Here is a 19409-nt window from a genome sequence, read left to right as displayed (position 1 = left end):
TCACCGCGCGATCGCGGTCTCCTCCTCGACCCGCGACAACTTCTCCGGATTGCGGACCACGTAGATCCCGGTGATCAGGCCGTTCTCGGTGTGCATCGCCACGATCGTGTCGACCGCGCCGTCGACCCGGATGATCACAGCCAGACCGCCGTTGACGTAGGCGTTCTCCATGGTCACGAAGCCAGCCAGATGGGACAGGCCCTCCGCCAGGAACTGGGAGACGACGTCCGCGCCGCGCAGCGGAACCAGCGTGGCCTGCACGACGCCGCCACCGTCGCCGATGAAGACGACGTCCGGGGCGAGCAGGTCGAACAGGCTCTGCAGGTCGCCGGTCGAGACCGCCTTCTGGAACGCCTCGGTGGCGCCCAGGACCTCGGCCTTGGACGTGACGCCGCGCGGCCGCCGCGCCGCGACGTGGTTGCGGGCCCGGTGCGCGATCTGCCGGACTGCGGCCGGGGTCTTGCCGACGGCCTCGGCGATCTCGTCGTACTCCAGGCTGAACACGTCGCGCAGCACGAACACCGCGCGCTCGGCCGGCGTCAACGTCTCCAGCACCAGCAGCATCGCCATCGAGACGCTGTCGGCCAGCTCCACGTCCTCGGCCACGTCCGGCGCGGTCAGCAGCGGCTCGGGCAGCCACGGCCCGACGTAGGACTCCTTGCGCCGCCCGAGCCTGCGCAGCTGGGTCAGCGCCTGCCGGGTGGTGATCCGCACCAGGTACGCCCGCCGGTCCCGCACCGTGTCCAGGTCGACGGTCGTCCAGCGCAGCCAGGTCTCCTGCAGTACGTCCTCGGCGTCGGCGGCGGAGCCGAGCATCTCGTAGGCGACCGTGAACAGCAGGTTGCGATGGGCGACGAAGGTCTCGGTCGCGGACTGCCTCGACGGTTCCTCACTCATGACGGCACCTACCTGTTCGCTCGCGAGTACTTTCACACGGGACTCCACGAACCGCGATGTTGTGACGCGCCTTCAAAGTGACGTGCGTCACGTCGCCCCGGCAACGCTTCAGGCCTCCTGACCCCGCCGGACCTCGGCCAGACGTCCGGTGAGGAACGCGCGCTCGGCTTCGTTGTCGGTGAGCACTAGAGCTTCCTCATACGCGGTAACGGCTTCCGGCCACTGTCCCAGTCTTCTGAGGAAGTCGGCGCGAGCGGCGCTGAGATAGCGGTAGGTCGCCAGTGCGGGCTCGGCGGCCAACCGGTCGAGGGCGGCGAGACCGGCCTTCGGGCCGTCGCGCATTCCGACGGCCACAGCCTGGTTGAGCTCGACGACCGGCGAGGGCCACAGGCGGAGCAGGACGTCGTAGAGGGAGACGATCTCCGACCAGTCGGTCGCCTCGAACGCGGAGGCTTCGGCATGAACGGCGGCGATCGCGGCCTGGACCGCGTACGGGGTCGGCGGACCGGCGCGAAGGGACTCCGTCAGCAGGTCGATCCCCTCGGTGATCATCTCGCGGTCCCACCAGGACCGATCCTGATCTTCCAGCAGGACGGGACGACCGTCGTCGTCGGTGCGCGTCGCGCGGCGCGCGTCGATCAGCAGCAGCAAGGCCAGCAGACCGGCGGGCTCGGCGACCGGCAGCAGCCGATGGAGCGTCCGCGCCAAGCCGACCGCGGAGCCGACGAGATCCTCCCGGACCAGCGTCTCCCCGACCGGAGCGTTGCTGCCGGTCGTGAAGACGAGGTGGACGACGTCGCAGACTGCTGAGACCCGCTCGGGCAGATCTTCAGCGGTCGGCACGCGATAAGGGATGCGCGCCGCGGCGATCTTCTTCTTGGCCCGTGTGATGCGCGCGGCCATGGTGCTCTCCTGGACCAGGAAGGCCCGCGCGACCTCGGCCGTAGACAGGCCGCACACCAGGCGCAGCGTGAGGGCGACGCGGGCTTCCCGGGAGAGCGCCGGGTGGCAGCAAGTGAAGATCAGCCGCAGGGTGTCGTCGGCGACGACCGGCGGCTCGTCGGCGTCCTGCGGGTCCGGGGCGGTGGCGGTGGCTTCCTCGACCAGCAGCGGCATCGCGCGCCGCCACACCGATTCGCGCCGCAGCAGATCGCGGGCCCGGTTCCCGGCCACTGTGCGCAGCCACGCGGCCGGGTGGTCCGGGACGCCGGCCGACGGCCAGGTGCGCAGGGCTTGGGCGTAGGCGTCCTGGACGCATTCCTCGGCGGTGTCGAGGTCGCGGGTGATGCGGACGGTCGCGGCCAGGACGCCGGCCCAGTGGGCACGGTGAGCGGCCGCGACGGCGTCGCCGGGGTTGCTCACCGTGTGTCTCCTCTCAGCCGGGTCAGCCGGGTCAGCCGTGGTGGACCAGTGGCTTGATCTCGACGCCGGAGTGCGCGTGCCGGACCTCCGCCAGCTCCCGGCTCAGGGCCACGACCTCGTCCAGGTCGGTGGCTTCGAGCAGGTAAAAGCCGCCGAGGACTTCCTTCGTCTCCAGGAAGGGTCCGTCGGTCACGGCGGGACTCTCGCCGTCCCCGCGCAGCGTGGTCGCTGTCGAGGACGGCTCCAGCTGCCCCGAGGCCAGGATCCGGTCGCCGGCCCGCTTCTGGAAGGCGACGTGGCCGGCGTCGATCTCGGCCATCTCCTCGGCGGGCATGGTCTCCCAGTGCTGCTCGTTGCCATAGATGAGGAGCATGTACTTGGACATCGGCGTTCCCTTCATGGCGGGCCGGATTTCGACCCTCTCACTACTAGGGACGATCCGCACTGGTACCGATCGACAGCCGCGCATGCTCGATCGCCGCGGCGAACGCTTCGTCCTCCGCGACCGCGATGTCCGGGACGACGCCGACACCCTCCCAATCCGTGCCGGTGAAAGGGCTCTCCGAGCGGCAGTTCGGGACGGTGACTGTCACGTGCTCGGTGAGCTGGTACCAGTCGGTGGGGTGCGCACCGCCGCGCGTGGTGGCCCCGATCAACGTGGCGCGTCGCAGGCCCTGGAGCGTGTAGGCGAGGTCCTCGCCGCCGGAGAAGGTGCGGGCGCCGGTCAGGACGTAGACGGGACGGTCGAGGTAGCGCGGGGCGTCGAGGTGGCCGAGCGTCCAGTACTGGCGGGTCCCCTTCACCGTGGAGTGCGAGGTGGTCAGGAGGGTGTCGGCGCCACGGACCAGGTAGCTGCACCAGAGCTGCACGCCGTCGGTGGAGCCGCCGATGGTGCTGCGCAGGTCCAGGATGAGCGCGCCGGTGCCGGCGACCAGCTGCATCGCCGCCGCGATGGTGGCGCCCCCGGCCTCGGCGGTCGGGATCAGCGTGAGATCGAGGTAGCCGATGCCGCCGTCGAGGATCTCGATCTTGCGGACGCCGTTGTTGTGCTCGCGGCACAGCGCGGCGAACATGGCCGCACCGGCCTCCTCGTCGTCCTCGTCGAGCGGCTCGGGCTCCTCGCTCCATATCAGCCGCAGGTGCTTGTCCCGGCAGACGTCCGCGAACACCTTGGTCACGGCCGCACACGCCGCAGCGCCGTCCAACTCCGCGTATTCGCCGGCCGCCGCGGCGCGCCGGATCTCGGCGGCGGCACTGGCCGCCTTCTCGGGGTCGATGTACTCCGCCTCGAACCGGTCCAGCGCGGCTTCGAGGACCTTCGGGTCCAGGATCATGGCTGGTCATCATAGAGGTGTAACGGATTTGGATCACCAGACGCCTGTATCTACAAGGCACAGGGGAGAGGGCCTCAGGCCCGGCACCGTGTCTGAAGGAACGCGTCGCGCCGCACCCCCCGATCGGCGCGGCGCGTTCTGCTTTTTTGTACCCCCGTTGAAGTTCGCATCACGAACCACTAGGTTCGTATAGCGAACTAGCTGGAACGGGGAAACGAGGACCCATGCCTGAGTACACCGAGAACACCATCCAGTTCGGCATCGGGGTGTCGAACGCGGTCCCGGACATCGCGCAGACCATGAAGGTCGTCGCCGCCGCCGACCGAGCGGGCCTGGACTACTTCTCCGTCTCCGACCACCCCTACATCGGCCGGATGCTCGACGCCTACTCGCTCGTCGGCGTCCTTCTCGGACGCACGCAGCGCATCAGTGGCATGGTCAATGTCAGCAATCTGCCGACGCGGCCCGCCCCCATGCTGGCCCGCGCTGTCACCTCGCTGTCCGCGCTCACCGGTGGCCGTGTGGTTCTGGGGCTGGGCGCCGGCGGTTCCTGGGACGACATCGCGCGCCTGGGCTTTCCGCGCCTGAGCGGCGGCGAGGCCGTGCGCGCCTTCGAGGAGGCCTTCACCGTGATCAGGTCTCTGACCGGTGGCGGTGCGCCGGTCACCTTCGACGGGGAGTTCTACCACCTGGACCGCGTCGAGCCGGCGGCAGTGGCCGCGCCGCCGATCTGGACGGGTTCGGTCGGGGCGAAGTCGTTGGCGGTCACCGGCCGGCAGGCCGACGGTTGGATTCCCGGCCATGCCGCCGACTGGCTGAGTGTGCGCTACCGCGAGTCGCGCCCGATCATCGACGAGGCGGCGCAGGCGGTGGGCCGCGACCCCCGCGCCGTCGCGACGGTCTACAACCTCCCCGGCCGCATCAGCGCCACCCCGCTGGCGAGCACGCGCGACCAGGACGGCCGCTGGCTCGGCGGGTCGGTGGCGCAGTGGGTCGCGGAGCTCACCGGCGCGGTGTTGGAGCACGGCGCCGGCGGCTTCACCTACTTCGCGGTCGGCGATCTGCCGGTGGAGCGCGCGTCGGCGCTGTGGGCGGAGGAGATCGCGCCCGGGGTGCGCGAGGCGCTGGCTAAGGCGACACCCGCTTAGGCCGTGTGCTCCCCGCCATCATCGTCGGCGGCGCCGTCGCCGTCCCCATAGTGCAGCCGCGACGACACGTCCTCATGCGCCAACCGCCGCAGCGCCATCAGCACCGGCTCGACCAACACGGTGTAGGCGACCGTCGCCTCGATCGCCTCCTCGATCTGCTCGTACTCGCCGATCGTGGTGTACTCCGTCTCGGCCATCGGATGGATCGCCTTGGCGTACCCACGCAGATGCTCTACAGAAGCCTTATAACCGAGGTCCCGCAGTGTCACCACAGACTGCGTCAGCAAGTCGAGCGCAGGCGCCATGTCGTGGAAGCGCCATCCGAGTGCTCGCAACTCGTCGCGGATCAGCGCACGCATCTCGTCCCACCCCGCGCGCTCCTCTGAGTCCTCCGCAGGGGCCTCTACATGTGGCGGCAGCATGTACTGCGCGATGCCCAAGCGTTCGTGGCGCGTAAAGGCCGGATCGTCAGCTACCGCCAGGACGTCCCGCACCTGAGCGACCGACATCTTCCCGATAGTCAGCATCGCCCGCACGAGACGCAGCCGCCGCACGTGCTCGTCGCTGTACTCGGCCTTGCGCGCCGACACCGGCACGCCCGCGGGGACCAGACCCTCGCGCAGATAGAACTTGATGCTCGGCACCGACACACCGCTGCGTCGACTCAACTCCGCCAGGTGCACGTCATCTCCCGCTCCGGGTCTCGACAGCCGTCGCGCCGGGTTCTACCCTGAGCCACAAGGATAGTTCAACTATCCTCATGCCACGCACCGCCCGGAGCACGTCTCGATGGGGGTACCGTATGCCAGTCCAGAACCCGATGCCCATGCACTGGAGCCGGTCCGCGCCCGGCGCGCCGGACCCCCGCAAGCGGATGCGCGGCCGCTTCATGGCCGACAACACCGAGCCGATCGCCGTGCTGCTCATCGGCGCGCGCATCAACAAGTGGCGGGCCGTCCACCACTGGGTCCCGGTCTTCCGCGCCATGCCGCGCATGCTCAGGGAACTGCGCAAGGATCCCGACAGCGCTCTATTGGGCTACCGCATCCTGTGGGGTCCCTGGTTCGGCCAGGTGACCGTCGTGCAGTACTGGCGGCGCGCGGGAGACATCCGCGCGTTCTCCCATGACGAGAGCCGTACGCACCGCCCCGCGCAGGACCGCTTCATGGCCCGCTACATGCGCGCCAACGGAGCGGTCGGCATCTGGCACGAGATGCTGTCCGTCCGCGCCGGCTCGTATCAGTGCCTGTACGGCGACATGCCTCCGACCGGCATCGGCGCCTTCCGCGGCTTGGACGCGGTGATGAACCGCCCGGACGGCCTCGGCTATGTGAAGGGCGAGGACCCGCAGTTCGCGGGAATCGCCAAGCACTGAAGCACACCCCGTGGCGAGCCGCCGGTTTTGTCAGAGTTCGCGGCTAGCGTTGAAGATGTGGCTACCTACGTCTTGATTCACGGAGCGTCCTCGGACTCCTGGCTGTGGCACCGCGTCGTCCCGCTCCTGCGCGCGGCAGGACACGACGTCGTCACCCCCGACCTACCGATCTCCGATCACGAGGCGGGGATCCCGGAGTACGCCGACGCCGTCGTCGCAGCGCTCGGCGACCGCGCCACCGCAGACGACCTGATCGTCGTCGCGCAGTCCTTCGGCAGCTTCACCGGGACCGTGCTGACCCACCGGGTCCCGGTGAAACTCCTGGTCTTCCTCTCGGCGATGGCACCGAAGGAGGGCGAGACGCCCGGCGAGTGGTGGGAGGCGACCGACTACACCCGGGACCGGCAGGCCAGCGACACGCGCCTGGGCCTGCTGCCGGACGCCGACCTGAAGGTGGTCTTCTTCCACGACGTCCCCGACGACGTCGTGGCCGAGGCCTGGAAGCGCGGCGAGATCCCGCAGAGCGACAGGCCCTTCGCGCCACCGCCGATGCCGGCCCTTCCGGCCGACCTCCCGATTCGCTTCCTGGCCGGCCGCGACGACCGCTTCTTCCCGATCGACTTCCAGCGCCGCGTGGTGCGGGAGCGGCTGGGCTTCACGCCGGACGAGATGGAAGGCGGTCACCTCGAACCGCTGGCGCACCCCGAAGAGCTCGTCCGACGGCTGGAGGCCTATCGCGTGGAGGCCGGGCTGTGACCGCCTAAGAGACAGTGACGTAGGTCACATCAGGTCGTCCCGGCCTGGTGTCACAACACCTGCGCGCCACGGGTCTACGTAGCGAAAGCAACCGCGAGACCCGAGGAGCACACCATGGAAGCCCGCTTCAACTACTACGGCACTGCCACCGGCCAGAAGTTCAGCAAGTACATCAACTCGGCGGGCAAGGCGGCCGGCGACTCCGGCGTACCCTACGCCACGACCCAGCTGGTCCTGCTGCGGGCCAGCCAGATCAACGGCTGCGGCATGTGCACCGACATGCACTACAAGGACGCCGTCCACGCCGGCGACCAGCCCGAGCGCCTGAACCTGGTGGCGGCCTGGCGCGAGGCCACGGTGTTCACCGACGCCGAGCGCGCCGCGCTGGAGCTGGCCGAGGAGGGCACGCGCGTCGCCGACGCCGCCGGCGGGGTCCCGGACGAGGTGTGGGCGAACGCCGCCAAGCACTACGACGAGGAGCAGCTCGCCGGCCTGGTGTCGACGATCGCGCTGATCAACGCCTACAACCGGATGAACGTCATCGCCCGCACCCCGGCCGGGAGCTACCAGCCCGGCCAGTGGTGACGGCGGCGGCCGGCGGGTCAGCAGGTCTTGTACACGTAAGACGAGCTGCCGGCCGCGCTCACGTTCTGGTCGCGCAGCACGATCGCGATCTTCCCGCCGAAGTCGCGGCAGGCGTTGGTGAATCCCGAGTCGTCGTACTCGACGTCCACGACGTGCCCGGCGTACGTGCTCGCATACCCGCCGCACTCGCCGTAGTCCCCGCACTGCTCGGAGACCGCGAAGTCGAAACCGATCTGGTGCGCGCGCGGCAGGAACTCCGTGGTGTTCTTCTGCGCGATCGCCAGTCCCTTGGCGTGCGCCAGCCGCGCCAGCTGTGTGGCCATCGCGACGTCGTTGTCAGCGGTCAGCAAACCCTGGGAGCGCGAGTACGAGTCGAGGTTGTCGGGCTCGACGGCCTGGAACCCCTTGGCCGCGCAGCCGGCGATCCAACCGCTCTCAATCTGCGCGAGCGCGGCGCGCTTGGCGTCGGTGGAGACGTCGAGCAGCTGCTCGTTCCAGTTCTGGTCGATCACCGGCGCGCCGGACGAGGTCTTCAGCAAAAGATCCGGATGGTTGCTCTGCCACCAGCCGGTCGCGTCCGGCTGAGCCTGGAACGCGTTGATGTAACAGATGTTGTAGAGCCCCGGAGCAGGCGACGCCGAGCTGTCACGGGAGACGACGCGCACCCCGGACGGCGGGGGATAGGCGCCGCCGATCTGGTAGTCCCACTTCGCACCGGTCGGCGGCGGCGCGGCCGATCCGGCGGGAGCAGCCGGAGCGGCGGCAGTGCTCGGTGCGCTGGACGGCTTGCCCACGGACGACGACGGCGCATGTGATGCGGACGACGCAGACGAAGCAGCAGACGACGAACGCCCGCTCGCAGATGCGGACGTCGACGACGAAGCGCTCGGATCCGCCGACACCGTGGGCGAACCCGCGGACGAACTCGGCACGGACGACGAATCCCCCGCCGCGACCTGCGGCGTCGACCCGCCGCCACTGGAACAGCCCGCCACCGCCAGCACCGCCGCCGCTGCCGCGACCGCGATCGTGACCCCGCGCATCCGCCCCACCTCTCACTCGCGTTACGGCGATGCTAGCCGGGTGACCGGACCGCCACGGCCCGCACGATTGGTGCGAGCAGCCGATCTGATTGTTTGATGATCGTGTGCCTACCGTGAACGCCTACGCCGCCGTCTCCGCGACCGCCCCGCTCCAGCCGCTCACCATCGAGCGCCGCGAGGTCGGGCCCCGCGACGTCCGGATCGACATCAAGTACACCGGCATCTGCCACTCCGACATCCACGAGGTCCGCGGCGAGTGGGGAGAGGCCCACTACCCGCTCGCGCCGGGCCACGAGATCACCGGCGTGGTCTCGGCGGTCGGCGGCGAGGTGACGCGGTTCGCGGTCGGCGACCGGGTCGGCGTGGGCTGTCTGGTCGACTCGTGCGGGAAGTGCGACGCGTGCGTGCGCGGCCAGGAGCAGTTCTGCTCGGTCAAGGCGGTCTGGACCTACGGCGACACCGACTTCGACGGTGCCGTCACCCAGGGCGGCTACTCCACGCAGATCGTGGTGACCGAGCGCTTCGTGCTGCACGTCCCGGACGCGCTGCCGCTGGACACCGCCGCGCCGCTGATGTGCGCGGGCGTCACGACCTACGCTCCGCTGCGCCGCTGGGGCGCGGGCCCCGGCAAGAAGGTCGCCGTGGTCGGCCTCGGCGGGCTCGGCCACGTCGCGGTGAAGATCGCCCGCGCGCTCGGCGCCGAGGTGACCGTGCTCTCGCAGAGTCTGTCCAAGAAGGAAGCCGGCCTGGCGCTCGGCGCCAGTGACTACCGCGCGACCAGCGACCCGGCGACCTTCGAGGACCTGGCCGACGCCTTCGATCTGATCCTCAGCACGGTCAGCGCGCCGCTGCCGATGGACGACTACCTGCGCATGCTCGCCGTCGGCGGCGCCATGATCAACGTCGGCTCGCCCCCGGACGAGAGCAGCCTGCACATCCGCCTGCTGAACCGTCAGCGGGTCCTGGCCGGGTCGCTGATCGGCGGGATCGCGGAGACCCAGGAGATGCTGGACTTCTGCGGTGAGCACGGGATCGGCGCCGAGATCGAGACCATCCCGGCCGAGCGGATCAACGAGGCGTACGAGCGGGTGCTCGCCTCGGACGTGCGGTACCGGTTCGTCATCGACATCTCGACGCTGGCCTGACTGAACTAGCTGTAAAACACGGCCCGACCTCCTGCGGGAGGCCGGGCCGTCGGCGTTCCCGGAGTCGGGGTTCTCACGTAACGGTTGACTAGTGTTCTAGTTAACCGTAACAATCCTCCCGTGATTGATTTCCACATCGACCGGGCCGGCAGCGTCCCGGCCTACGCCCAACTCGTGCAGCAGGTCCGCGAGGCCCTGCGTCTGGGGGTCCTGCACCCCGGCGACAAGCTGCCCACAGTCCGGGAGGTCGTCACCTCCTGCGCGGTCAACGCCGCGACCGTCCTGAAGGCCTACCGCGAACTGGAGCTCTCCGGCCTGGTCGAGGCCCGGCAGGGCGCCGGCACCTACGTCTCCGGCACGCTCGGCGGCGCCGCCGACCCCGCGGTGATGGACGCGCTGCGCGGCCGGCTCGCCGGCTGGGTCGGCGACGCCCGGACCGCCGGCCTGGAGGACGACGACCTGCGGGCCCTGATGACCTCGGTGCTCGCGGAGCCGCCGGGGGAGCTGACGGCTGAGCAGCGTGCGGACGCCGCAGCCCGGTCCGCGGCCCGATCCGATGGCCCGTCCGTTCCCGGGCCCGATGCCCAGTCCGAGAGCGGAGCGCGGCCGTGAGCGGGGTCGCCATAGAGACCACCGGTCTCGGGAAGCGATACCGCAGCCTGTGGGCCCTGAAGGACTTCAGCGTCTCCCTGCCCGCGAACAAGGTCATCGCCCTGGTCGGTGCGAACGGCGCCGGCAAGTCGACGCTGATGTCGATCGCCGCCGGGATCCTGCCGGCCAGCGAGGGCGAGATCCACGTCGACGGCCGCGTGGTCCTGCTGTCCCAGGAGAAGCCGCTCTACCGCTCGTTCAGCGTCTCCGACATGCTCGCCTTCGGCCGGCACCTGAACCGGGTGTGGGACCAGCAGCGGGCGCTGAACTGGCTGGCCCGCTTCGACATCCCGCTGGACCGGCCGTGCGGCAAGCTCTCCGGCGGCCAGCAGACTCAGGTCGCGATGTCCGTGGCGCTCGGCGCGCGGCCCTCGGTCCTGCTGCTCGACGAGCCGCTGGCGAACCTGGACCCGGTCGCGCGCCGCGACGTCACCGGCGAGCTGCTCGCCGAGGTGGCCGACAGCGACATGACCGTCGTGCTGTCCACCCACGTGGTAGCCGAGCTGGCCGGCGTCGGCGACCACCTGCTGCTGCTCAGCCAGGGCCACAGCAAGCTGGACGGCGACATCGAGGACCTGCTGGCCCAGCACGCCCGGCTGATCGGCCCGCGCGCCGCCGCCCCGCCGGTCGAGGGCGAGGTGGTGCAGGAGCAGCACACCGAGCGCCAGTCGACGTTCGTGGTCCGCACGCTGCTCGGGGCGGACACCCCCGTGGCAGAGCCCTGGAAGGCCCAGCCGTTGACGTTGGAGGACCTGGTTCTCGCCTATCTGAAGCCGAATCGCAGCCTCGGGGAGGAGCTGTGAAGGGCCTGATCTGGCTGACCTGGCGTCAGCACCGGTGGCCGATCGTGGCGAGCGCCGTGATCACCGTGATCTTCTTCGTGCTCATGGCGATCACCGCGTCCGATCTCGGGTCGATGGCCGCGAAGTGCCTGACCGAGACGGCGGACCAGTGCCAGCGGAGGAGCACCGAGCCCGTCCCCTCGCACGCCGCCTACCTGATGAACTCGCTCGTCTTCCTACCGGTGCTCGTCGCGGTGTTCTGGGGCGTCCCGCTGCTGGCCCGCGAGTTCGAACAGCGCACCCTGCCGCTGGCCTGGTCGCAGGACGTCAGCCGACTCAAGTGGCTGGCCGGCAAGACCGCGGTGATGGTCGTCCTGATCGCGGCGATGGGCACGGTCCTGGCCGCTGAGTCGGAGCACCTGGCGTACCAGTACCACGCCTACACCGCAGCGAGCCTTTTCGAAGGCACGCCATTCCAGGCCGGCGGCTGGCTACCGCTCACTTTGGGACTGGCCTGGCTCGCGGTGGGCATCGCGGCCGGCGCCGCGACCCGGCGCGTGCTCGTGGCGATCGCGGTGGTCGGCGGGTTGTGGATCGTCCGCATGGTGGCGATCGTCAAACTGCGGACGCAATTCATGACCCCTGTGTCCGTGATCAAGCCGTTCCAGATCGGCAAGGCGAACCGCTCGGGCCCGCCGGTGTTCACCTTCTCGAACGACATGGGCATCAACAACGGAAACCCGGTCTTCCTGGACGTCCACGGCGGCACACACTCACCCGCGCAGGTGATGGACGGCTGGTGCGGGTCCGCAGACGACGTGAACGCCTGCCTCCAGCAGCACGGCATCGTCGGCAGCCTGGTGAAGTTCCAGCCGGCCAGCCGGATGGGCACCTTCCATCTCATCGAGAACGGCATGAACCTCGGGCTGTTCGTGATCGCGCTGGCCGTCGCCTGGTGGTGCGTGAAGAAGACTCGCACGACTGTCGTCTAGAAGCTGGCTAGAAACCCACCGCGCGAAGAGTCCCGGCGAGCGCTTCAAGCGCCGCCGGGTATGCGCGCTCCGTTGCCGCCGCATAGCCGATCAGCAAGCCTTGCCGGGCCGCGTCTGTGTTCTGATACAGCTCGGCCAGGCCACGGAACGCCAAGCCGCGCGCCTCGCCCTCGGCGCGGATATCGCTCTCCCCCGGCCCGTCGGCGGGCAGCGCCACCATGACGTGGAGACCGGCGGGAACGCCTTTCACCGTCAGGCGCGGGAACTCGTCGAGCAGTTCCACCAGGCGCTCGCGGCGTCGGCTGTAACGGAGGCGCGCCGCACGCACGTGCCGGTCATAGGCGTGGGAAGCCAGGAAGTCGGCGAGCACAGCCTGTCCGACGCCTTCGCTGAAGGGCTCCGTCTCCAGCTTCGCCCGCACGAACGCCTCGACCAACCGCGACGGTAGCGCCAGCCAGCCCAGACACAGCCCGGGGCCGAGCGTCTTCGAGACGGAGCCGCAGTAGACGACCTCGCAGGTCGCGACCGGCTGCATCGCGCCGACCGGTCGCCGGTCGTAGCGGAACTCGCCGTCGTAGTCGTCCTCGACGACGAGTGCTCCGTTGGTCCGGGCCCACTCGACGACCGCCCGCCGACGCGGCGGATCGAGCGGTACGCCGGTCGGGTACTGGTGCGCGGGAGTGAGGAAGACCGCGGCTTCGTCGGTGAGGGCGTCGATCACCGCCCCGCCCTCGTCGACCGGCAGCGGCCGCACCTCAAGACCCGAGCCGGCGACGAACTTCCGAAAGGCCTCGTGCCCCGGCTCCTCCCACGCGACCGTCGTCGCCCCCTGCGATCGCAACACCCGCGCGATCAGGTGCACGCTCTGGTGGTAGCCGCGGGTGATGACGACGCGGTCGGCCGACGTCTGCACGCCGCGCGTCCGGCCGAGGTAATCGGCGAGCGCCGCCCGCAGCTCGTATCGGCCTTGCGGATCACCGGCGCCGAACAGCTCCGGACGCGCCGCCGAGAGCACGCGCCGGGTCGCGGCGGTCCAGCCGCGCAGCGGAAACGCCGCGAGGTCCGGGCTGCCCGGACGCAGATCGTGTTCCGGGCGCACGGCCGCGAACCGGTGCGGCGAGGCGGCCGGCGGCTTCGGGTCGCGGACGTCGGCGACCGCGGTGCCGGATCCGGGCCGCGAGGTGAGGAAGCCCTCGCCGACGAGCTGGCCGTAGGCCGAGGTGACGGTGCCGCGCGAGATGCCGAGCTGGTCGGCCAGGCCGCGGCTGGACGGCAGCGGCACGCCGGGACGCAGGCTGCCGTCGCGGATCGCCTCCCGCAATGCGGCCTCCAACGCGGCCCGGCGCTTCGCGGGCCCCGCGGCGATGACGTCGAGGTGGAGGTCTATTCGTGAACCGGTCCAAGCTTTCACCATGGAAGTGGAGCTTAACCGTGGACCGGTCGGCTGCTTACGCTCAAACCATGCCAGTCGTCATCGCGCATGTCAGCGACATCCACATCGATTCCGAGCCGCGCGCCGCCGAGCGCGCCCGCCGGGTCTTCGACCACCTCGACGCCCTGCCCGCCGACCTCGACCTGGTCGTGCTCACCGGGGACATCGCCGACCACGGCAAGACAGCCGAGTACGCGACGGTCCGCGAAGCCACGGCCACGCGGCACCCACTGTTGGTCTGCCCCGGGAACCACGACGACCGCGAGGCATTCCGCCGCACGCTGCTCGGCGTCCCGCCCTCGACCGAGCCGATCGACCAGGTGCACCGGACCGACCGGTTCGTCGTCGCCTTGTGTGACTCCTCGATCCCGAGGCAGGACGACGGTTTCCTCGCCGACGCGACGCTGGAGTGGCTGGCCGCCGAGCTGGACGCGACCCCGGACGACGTCCCGGTCCTGATCGGCTTCCACCATCCGCCGGTGGAGCTGCACGCGCCGTACGTGGACCGGATCCGGCAGTTCGGCGAGGAGCGGCTCGCCGCGGTGGTCGCGGGCCGGCCGAACGTCGTCGCCTTCCTGGCCGGACACGCGCACACCGCCGCCGCCACGCGCTTCGCCGGGCTGCCGCTGCTGGTCGCGCCGGGGGTGGTGTCCACGGTGCCGCTGCCGTGGGAGGGCGAGCGGTCGGTGCACCTGGACCAGCCGCCGTCGTTGGCGTTCCATGTCATCGACGACCGGTTCCGGATCACCACGCACTATCGCTGCGTCGTGTAATTCGGTTGCCACCGCCGCCCGACGGTGCTGCACTGGTCCGGTCCAAGTCTCCTGCCGGAAGGAACCGCACATGCGTCTGTTGGCTGCCATGCCCACTCCGATGGTCATGTCTGTCAACGCGAAGGACGCGGTTTCCGGTGCGGTATCTGAACTTGGGCATTCTGGCGCACGTCGACGCCGGTAAGACCTCCCTGACCGAGCGGCTGCTGCACGCCGCCGGGGTCATCGACGAGATCGGCAGCGTGGACCGCGGTACGACGCGGACCGACAGCCTGGAGCTGGAGCGGCGCCGGGGTATCACGATCAAGGCGGCCGTCACGGCGTTCCCGCTGGGCACGACGTCGGTGAACCTGGTCGACACGCCCGGGCACCCGGACTTCATCGCCGAGGTGGAGCGCACGTTGGGGGTGCTCGACGGCGTGGTGCTGGTGGTGTCCGCGGTCGAGGGTGTGCAGGCGCAGACCAGGGTGCTGATGCGCGCGATCCGGCGGCTCGGGCTGCCGACGGTGTTGTTCGTCAACAAGGCCGATCGCAGCGGTGCCGATCCGGCGCGCGTGCTGGCTGATGTCTCGGCGAAGCTGACGCCTGCTGCGTTTCCTCTGGGGAGGATCGCAGACGCTGGAGCGCGCGAGGCACGGTTCGTCTCCGATGTTCCCGAGCTGCGGCGGCTCGGGCTCTGGTCGCAGCTGGTCGCGGACAGCCGCCGCGGTGCGGTGCATCCGGTGTACTTCGGCTCCGCGATCACCGGCGCCGGGATCCCGGAGCTGATGGCGGGTATCGAGCAGCTGTTGCCCCGCTCCGCCGGGGACGGCGGCTCGGCGAAGGCCGCCACCGGCCGGGTTTTCAAGGTCGAGCGCGGACTCGCCGGTGAGCGGATCGCTTATGTGCGCATGTTCGCCGGGGAGTTGAAGACACGCGATCGGCTGCCGAGTGGCCGTGTCACCGGGATCTCGGTGCTGTCGGCGACGGATGGCGCGCCGGTGCCGGCTGATGCTGTGAGCGCCGGGCAGATCGGCGTCGTCAGGGGCCTGACGCGAGTGCGGATCGGCGATCGGCTCGGCGTGCGTGGCGCTGTGGCGGAGGAAGCTGCGACGTACTTCGCACCGCCGACGCTGGAAACCGTGGTGGAGCCTCGGGATCAGGCGGACCGCGGCCCGATGTTCGCCGCGCTGACGCAGCTGTCCGAACAGGATCCGCTGATCGGACTGCGCTACGACAAGGCTTGCGGGGAGACGTCGCTGTCGCTCTACGGCGAGGTGCAGAAGGAGGTCATCCAGACCACGCTCGCCGAGGAGTACGGCGTCGCGGTGGACTTCCGCGAGACGACGCCGATCTGCGTCGAGCGGGTGCTCGGCGTCGGCGAGGGTCTGGACGTCATCAAGGTCGGCGACAACCCGTTCCTGGCCACGGTCGGCCTGCGGATCGCCCCGGCACCGGTGGGCTCGGGGGTGTCGTTCGGGCTGGAGATCGAGCTCGGGTCGCTGATCCCGGCGTTCCTCACCGCGATCGAGGAGACGGTGCACGCCACGCTCGGCTCGGGGCTGCACGGCTGGCAGGTCCCGGACGCGGTGGTGACGCTGACGCGCAGCGGCTACTGGGCCCGGCAGAGCCACTCGCACGGCACCTTCGACAAGAGCATGTCCAGCACGGCCGGCGACTTCCGGGCGCTGACACCGCTGGTGCTCATGGAGGCACTGGCGAAGGCCGGGACCGAGGTCTGCGAACCGATGCACCGGTTTCGCCTGGAGGCGCCGAGCGCCTTGCTGCGAACGATCCTGCCGGCCCTCGCGACCTTCCGCGCCGTGCCCGGGTCCACCACCGTGGCCGGGGAGACAGCGGTGTTGGAGGGGACGGTCCCGGCCGCGCGCGTGCACGCGCTGGGCCAGCGGATTCCCGGACTGACGGGAGGCGAGGGAGTGCTGGAATCAGCGTTCGACCACTTCGCGCCGGTCAGCGGGAGCGAGGTGCCCGAGCGCGCCCGGTGGGACGCGAATCCGTTGGACCGCAAGGAGTATCTGATGCGGGTGCAACGCGGGATGTGACTACCGGTCGGCCGTCCACCGCGGGTCACGTCCGAGGTATCGCAGCAGCTCCGCTTCGGCGTCGTCGCCCGGCTGCGGCGCGAGCTCGGCCGCGTACACGCCGTACTGCCGCAGCGGTTCGACGATCTGGCGCGCCACCTCCAGCAGTTCCGCCGACAGCTGCGGGGTCAGCGGCGAGGGCTGGCCGGTCGCCAGCGCTATGTCCCACGCGTGGACTGCCGCGTCCAGGGCGCAGGCTCCGGCACCGACGCGGGCGCTCAGCTTGTTCGGCGGGACCGGGACGGCGACCTCCTCGGTGTCCGGGGCGACGGTGGCCCAGGCGGCGGCCGAGCGCGTCAGCGCCTGCTCCAGGTGCGCTTTCGGGTCCTGGGGCGGGGTCGGCGAGGGGGCGAAGGGGTCCTCCTCCGGTCCGGGGCCGGCGCCGAGGAAGGCCGCGTAGCCGATCTGGTCGCCGGCCGCGTGCCGCAGGACCTGGGTCACGGTCCACTCCGTGCAGGGGGTCGGGCGGTCGAGGTCGGTAGCGGCGAGGGCGCCGACCACGGCGCGGAGGGCGGCATGCGAGGCGTCGAGGGCGGCGTATCCGGTGCCGGTCATGGCGGATCCCTTCGTGGCGGACCTTCGGCTCGGTACCGAGGTCGTGCCTACAGCTTATCAGAACGGAATGATTCGTTCCACTATTTGCGACTCCCAGACCGGGGGCTCCGGGTAGCGTTCAGCCCGTGGACTTCGACCTCGACGCCTACCTCGCCCGCATCGGGTACACCGGCGAACGCACCCCGACCGCGGCGACACTCAAGGCCTTGCAGCGCGCGCACATCTACGCGATCCCCTTCGAGAACCTGGACCCGGCCCGCGGCGTCGTCCCCTCCCTGGAGCCGGCCGACCTGATGGCGAAGCTGGTCCACGGCACCACGCGCGGCGGCTACTGCTACGAGCACAACACCCTCTACGCCGCCGCCCTGCGTGCCCTCGGCTTCAAGGTGACGCTGCTGGCCGGCCGGGTCCTGGTCGACGCGAAGCCCGGCGACCTGCGACCGCGCACCCACATGCTGCTGCTCGCCGACGCCCCGGACGACCCGAACCGCTACCTGACCGACGTCGGCTTCGGCAGCGAGGGCGCACTGCTGGACCCCATGCCACTGGCCACGACGGAAGTCCGCGACGACCCGCGCCACCACCGGCTGGACGTCACTCCCGCCGACGGCCCGCTGGAGCAGTGGGTCCTGCGCGCCTTCCAGGACGGCGAGTGGCGGGATCAGTACTCGTTCACGGTCGAGCCGTTCTACGCGCCCGACTTCGGGGTCATCAACTACTACATCGCCAGCAGCCCGCGCTCCCCGTTCAGCACCCGCGTCTACGTCTGCCGGACGTTCCCGGACCGCCAGCTGAAGATCGATGCCCAGACCTTCACCGTGACCCAGAACGACGGCACTTCGGTGAAGCGCGAACTCGCCGACGACGCCGAGGTCCGACAGGTTCTGGCCGAAGAGTTCGGCATCGTCGCCCCGGAATCCGCGGCCTGAGAAGACACAGCTGAGGCAGCGCCGCTAGAGCCCGCCGAACGGCCACCATTCGGCGGCCAGCAACAGCAGCACGAACACCGTCAATCTCCTGCGCACGCCACGCATATCCCCTCCGAGGCGTCTAGGTTCGATCGTTCTCGTACCTCCCCAAGGTACGATGCAATTCGAACCCTGTCGAGGGCCTGAGAGCTAGCCGAAGAGATAAGGGGGCGGCGGATGACCGCGGTGGCGGGACTGGCGCATCCGGACATCGACGACGTCGACCTGAGCACCGTGCTGCTCGCGCTCGCCGATCCGCACCGCCGGCAGGTAGTGCTGGAGCTGGCACGCGATCCGAAGACCGAGCGCCAGTGCGCGACCTTCGTGCTGCCGATCGCCAAGTCCACGAAGACCCACCACTGGCGCGTACTGCGCGAATCCGGACTCGTGTACCAGCGCGCGGTCGGCAACGGCCTCTACATCCGCCTGCGCGAGGACGATCTCAAACGGCGCTTTCCCGGGCTGCTCGACACCATCGCCGCGTTGGAAGCGTAGAAAGCCTTACAGCCCCAGCGAATCCGCCAGGTCAATCGCCTCGTCGGCCCACCGCGCGCAGATCGCCAGCCCCGCAGCGCGCGCCTCGTAGCGGACGTCGGGATCGACCGCCTCGCCGCTGCCGTAAGCCCGGTGCCGGTCATCCAACGCGGCTTGCAGACACCAGGGCATCAGCCAGTCGTACTTGACCGCCGAGGCGCGGATGCCGAGCACCGCCAACCGCGGATCCCCCGGCCAACCCGCTGCACGCAGTCCGTCAAGATAGGCCTCGGTCACCAGCTCAGGCAAGTCCTTGGCGAACCCCGGCCGCAGCGGCCAGTCGAAGAAGCTGTCCGGCACCAGGTTCCCGGCGTCCTCGCCGACCGCGCCGTCGCCGGTGAAGGCCCAGTCGAGCAGGACCACGGTGCCGTCCGGGCGCCGGATCACGTTGTTCGGCCACACATCCAGGTGGCAGACCGTCCGCGGCAGGCGCGTCATCAGGTCCAGCAACCGTTCCCGGTTGCGGTGGAGACGGACCAGCGCTTCACGCAGGCCCGGCGGGAAATGCTTGGCGATCAACGGGAGCGACCAGGCGCTGTCGTCCTCCAGCACTGAGAAGTCGGCGGGCCGGGTGGTGCTGTAGTCGGCCAGAAAGCCGCGGCTGAGCCACGGTTCCGAAGGCTGCGGCCCGGCGCCCTGAGCCTCGCCCAACGCATAGGCGACAGCGGCGATGTCCTCCACCGTCAGATCGCCGCCATGCGCCCCGGCGACGTCCTCAAGCAGCAGCTCGACATCGCCGTCCGGCAGCTCGCGGGCCTCGACGAGCTTCGGCGCGCCGAAGCCGAGCCGCTCCGGCAGGCCGCTGGCGTAGACGTCCGCTTCGCGGCGCCAGTAGTTCCAGAAACGGGGGTCGGCCGATGAGGCCCACTGGGGCGGCGCGTCGGTGCGGCGATGGGTCAGGACCTTGTGGACCAGACCGTCCTCGCCGCGCCACACGCCGCGGGTGACTCCGTTGTTGCGGTTGTGGGGCAACTGCAACGCCTCGTCGACGGACAT

Annotated in this window: 22 protein-coding genes; 13 read left to right on the top strand and 9 right to left on the bottom strand. The window is 70.2% G+C overall.

Translation table 11 applies throughout. The features are described from left to right. From ABH935_RS16615 to ABH935_RS16600, 4 genes are all read right to left on the bottom strand, one after another. Positions 1-897: an RNA polymerase sigma-70 factor gene (locus tag ABH935_RS16615; protein WP_370378772.1), complete on the bottom strand. Its 897-nt coding sequence runs from the start codon at positions 895-897 to the stop codon at positions 1-3. Positions 898-1005: 108 nt separating this feature from the next. Continuing rightward, on the bottom strand, positions 1006-2259 hold the full coding sequence (locus tag ABH935_RS16610) for an RNA polymerase sigma factor (RefSeq protein ID WP_370378771.1): 1254 nt from the start codon (positions 2257-2259) through the stop codon (positions 1006-1008). A 31-nt stretch (positions 2260-2290) separates the two neighbouring features. Continuing rightward, positions 2291-2644: a YciI family protein gene (locus ABH935_RS16605; protein ID WP_370378770.1), complete on the bottom strand. Its 354-nt coding sequence runs from the start codon at positions 2642-2644 to the stop codon at positions 2291-2293. Between the two features lie 43 nt (positions 2645-2687). Then, a complete protein-coding gene (locus ABH935_RS16600; protein WP_370378769.1) occupies positions 2688-3593 on the bottom strand; it encodes a S41 family peptidase in 906 nt (301 codons plus the stop codon). Between the two features lie 224 nt (positions 3594-3817). Here ABH935_RS16600 and ABH935_RS16595 point away from each other — a divergent pair, with 224 nt between their 5' ends. Continuing rightward, positions 3818-4741, top strand: a complete 924-nt coding sequence (locus tag ABH935_RS16595; protein WP_370378768.1) for an LLM class flavin-dependent oxidoreductase — start codon at positions 3818-3820, stop codon at positions 4739-4741. Here the strand turns inward: ABH935_RS16595 and ABH935_RS16590 are convergent. Further along, a complete protein-coding gene (locus tag ABH935_RS16590) occupies positions 4738-5424 on the bottom strand; it encodes a MerR family transcriptional regulator (RefSeq protein WP_370378767.1) in 687 nt (228 codons plus the stop codon). The genes ABH935_RS16595 and ABH935_RS16590 overlap by 4 nt on opposite strands. A 119-nt stretch (positions 5425-5543) precedes the next feature. Between ABH935_RS16590 and ABH935_RS16585 the strand changes: the two genes are divergently transcribed. The 3 genes from ABH935_RS16585 (at position 5544) to ABH935_RS16575 (ending at position 7457) form a co-directional block, all read left to right on the top strand. Next, a complete protein-coding gene (locus ABH935_RS16585; protein WP_370378766.1) occupies positions 5544-6116 on the top strand; it encodes a DUF4188 domain-containing protein in 573 nt (190 codons plus the stop codon). A gap of 57 nt (positions 6117-6173) precedes the next feature. Next, a complete protein-coding gene (locus tag ABH935_RS16580; RefSeq protein WP_370378765.1) occupies positions 6174-6872 on the top strand; it encodes an alpha/beta fold hydrolase in 699 nt (232 codons plus the stop codon). Between the two features lie 114 nt (positions 6873-6986). Then, a complete protein-coding gene (locus ABH935_RS16575; protein WP_370378764.1) occupies positions 6987-7457 on the top strand; it encodes a carboxymuconolactone decarboxylase family protein in 471 nt (156 codons plus the stop codon). A gap of 17 nt (positions 7458-7474) precedes the next feature. On the opposite strand, the gene ABH935_RS16570 is transcribed toward ABH935_RS16575, so the two are convergent. Beyond that, entirely contained in the window at positions 7475-8251 is a 777-nt protein-coding gene (locus ABH935_RS16570; protein WP_370378763.1) for an endo alpha-1,4 polygalactosaminidase, read from the bottom strand. Here ABH935_RS16570 and ABH935_RS16565 point away from each other — a divergent pair. From ABH935_RS16565 to ABH935_RS16545, 5 genes are all read left to right on the top strand, one after another. After that, positions 8244-8597, top strand: coding sequence for a hypothetical protein (locus ABH935_RS16565; RefSeq protein WP_370378762.1), 354 nt, complete (start codon positions 8244-8246; stop codon positions 8595-8597). The two genes, ABH935_RS16570 and ABH935_RS16565, sit on opposite strands and share 8 nt — an antisense overlap. Before the next feature lie 7 nt (positions 8598-8604). Beyond that, on the top strand, positions 8605-9645 hold the full coding sequence (locus tag ABH935_RS16560; RefSeq protein WP_370378761.1) for an NAD(P)-dependent alcohol dehydrogenase: 1041 nt from the start codon (positions 8605-8607) through the stop codon (positions 9643-9645). Between the two features lie 120 nt (positions 9646-9765). Further along, positions 9766-10257 (top strand): GntR family transcriptional regulator, encoded by a 492-nt coding sequence (locus ABH935_RS16555; protein WP_370378760.1) that lies wholly within the window; start codon positions 9766-9768, stop codon positions 10255-10257. Further along, positions 10254-11099 (top strand): ABC transporter ATP-binding protein, encoded by an 846-nt coding sequence (locus ABH935_RS16550; RefSeq protein ID WP_370378759.1) that lies wholly within the window; start codon positions 10254-10256, stop codon positions 11097-11099. Before ABH935_RS16555 ends, ABH935_RS16550 begins: the two co-directional genes overlap by 4 nt. Then, positions 11096-12070, top strand: coding sequence for an ABC transporter permease (locus ABH935_RS16545; protein ID WP_370378758.1), 975 nt, complete (start codon positions 11096-11098; stop codon positions 12068-12070). Before ABH935_RS16550 ends, ABH935_RS16545 begins: the two co-directional genes overlap by 4 nt. 7 nt (positions 12071-12077) lie before the next feature. Here the strand turns inward: ABH935_RS16545 and ABH935_RS16540 are convergent, their stop codons facing one another. Next, positions 12078-13484 carry a PLP-dependent aminotransferase family protein gene (locus ABH935_RS16540; RefSeq protein WP_370378757.1) on the bottom strand — a complete coding sequence of 469 codons (1407 nt, stop codon included), beginning with the start codon at positions 13482-13484 and terminating at the stop codon, positions 12078-12080. Positions 13485-13531: 47 nt separating this feature from the next. Here ABH935_RS16540 and ABH935_RS16535 point away from each other — a divergent pair, with 47 nt between their 5' ends. Then, positions 13532-14275, top strand: a complete 744-nt coding sequence (locus ABH935_RS16535; RefSeq protein ID WP_370378756.1) for a metallophosphoesterase — start codon at positions 13532-13534, stop codon at positions 14273-14275. Between the two features lie 137 nt (positions 14276-14412). After that, entirely contained in the window at positions 14413-16317 is a 1905-nt protein-coding gene (locus ABH935_RS16530) for a GTP-binding protein (protein ID WP_370378755.1), read from the top strand. On the opposite strand, the gene ABH935_RS16525 is transcribed toward ABH935_RS16530, so the two are convergent. Beyond that, a complete protein-coding gene (locus tag ABH935_RS16525; protein ID WP_370378754.1) occupies positions 16318-16911 on the bottom strand; it encodes a TIGR03086 family metal-binding protein in 594 nt (197 codons plus the stop codon). Positions 16912-17036: 125 nt separating this feature from the next. Here ABH935_RS16525 and ABH935_RS16520 point away from each other — a divergent pair, with 125 nt between their 5' ends. Both ABH935_RS16520 and ABH935_RS16515 read left to right on the top strand, forming a co-directional pair. Further along, entirely contained in the window at positions 17037-17840 is an 804-nt protein-coding gene (locus ABH935_RS16520) for an arylamine N-acetyltransferase (protein WP_370378753.1), read from the top strand. 216 nt (positions 17841-18056) lie between these two features. Next, entirely contained in the window at positions 18057-18374 is a 318-nt protein-coding gene (locus ABH935_RS16515) for an ArsR/SmtB family transcription factor (RefSeq protein WP_370378752.1), read from the top strand. A 6-nt stretch (positions 18375-18380) separates the two neighbouring features. Here ABH935_RS16515 and ABH935_RS16510 read toward each other — a convergent pair whose 3' ends face one another. Further along, complete coding sequence (locus ABH935_RS16510) at positions 18381-19409, bottom strand: aminoglycoside phosphotransferase (RefSeq protein ID WP_370378751.1); 1029 nt, start codon at positions 19407-19409, stop codon at positions 18381-18383.

It is taken from the genome of Catenulispora sp. GAS73 (assembly GCF_041262085.1).
Taxonomy (GTDB): Bacteria; Actinomycetota; Actinomycetes; order Streptomycetales; family Catenulisporaceae; genus Catenulispora.
The sequence above is the reverse complement of the archived record's forward strand: the minus strand, read 5'-3'. Positions and strand labels throughout refer to the sequence as shown.

What these genes read in the sequence shown, in the direction of transcription:
- ABH935_RS16525 (WP_370378754.1), bottom strand. Translation starts at nt 16,911, where the DNA reads ATGACCGGCACCGGATACGCCGCCCTCGACGCCTCGCATGCCGCCCTC.
- ABH935_RS16535 (WP_370378756.1), top strand. Translation starts at nt 13,532, where the DNA reads ATGCCAGTCGTCATCGCGCATGTCAGCGACATCCACATCGATTCCGAG.
- ABH935_RS16510 (WP_370378751.1), bottom strand. Translation starts at nt 19,409, where the DNA reads ATGTCCGTCGACGAGGCGTTGCAGTTGCCCCACAACCGCAACAACGGA.
- ABH935_RS16605 (WP_370378770.1), bottom strand. Translation starts at nt 2,644, where the DNA reads ATGTCCAAGTACATGCTCCTCATCTATGGCAACGAGCAGCACTGGGAG.
- ABH935_RS16585 (WP_370378766.1), top strand. Translation starts at nt 5,544, where the DNA reads ATGCCAGTCCAGAACCCGATGCCCATGCACTGGAGCCGGTCCGCGCCC.
- ABH935_RS16540 (WP_370378757.1), bottom strand. Translation starts at nt 13,484, where the DNA reads ATGGTGAAAGCTTGGACCGGTTCACGAATAGACCTCCACCTCGACGTC.
- ABH935_RS16595 (WP_370378768.1), top strand. Translation starts at nt 3,818, where the DNA reads ATGCCTGAGTACACCGAGAACACCATCCAGTTCGGCATCGGGGTGTCG.
- ABH935_RS16515 (WP_370378752.1), top strand. Translation starts at nt 18,057, where the DNA reads ATGACCGCGGTGGCGGGACTGGCGCATCCGGACATCGACGACGTCGAC.
- ABH935_RS16600 (WP_370378769.1), bottom strand. Translation starts at nt 3,593, where the DNA reads ATGATCCTGGACCCGAAGGTCCTCGAAGCCGCGCTGGACCGGTTCGAG.
- ABH935_RS16615 (WP_370378772.1), bottom strand. Translation starts at nt 897, where the DNA reads ATGAGTGAGGAACCGTCGAGGCAGTCCGCGACCGAGACCTTCGTCGCC.
- ABH935_RS16575 (WP_370378764.1), top strand. Translation starts at nt 6,987, where the DNA reads ATGGAAGCCCGCTTCAACTACTACGGCACTGCCACCGGCCAGAAGTTC.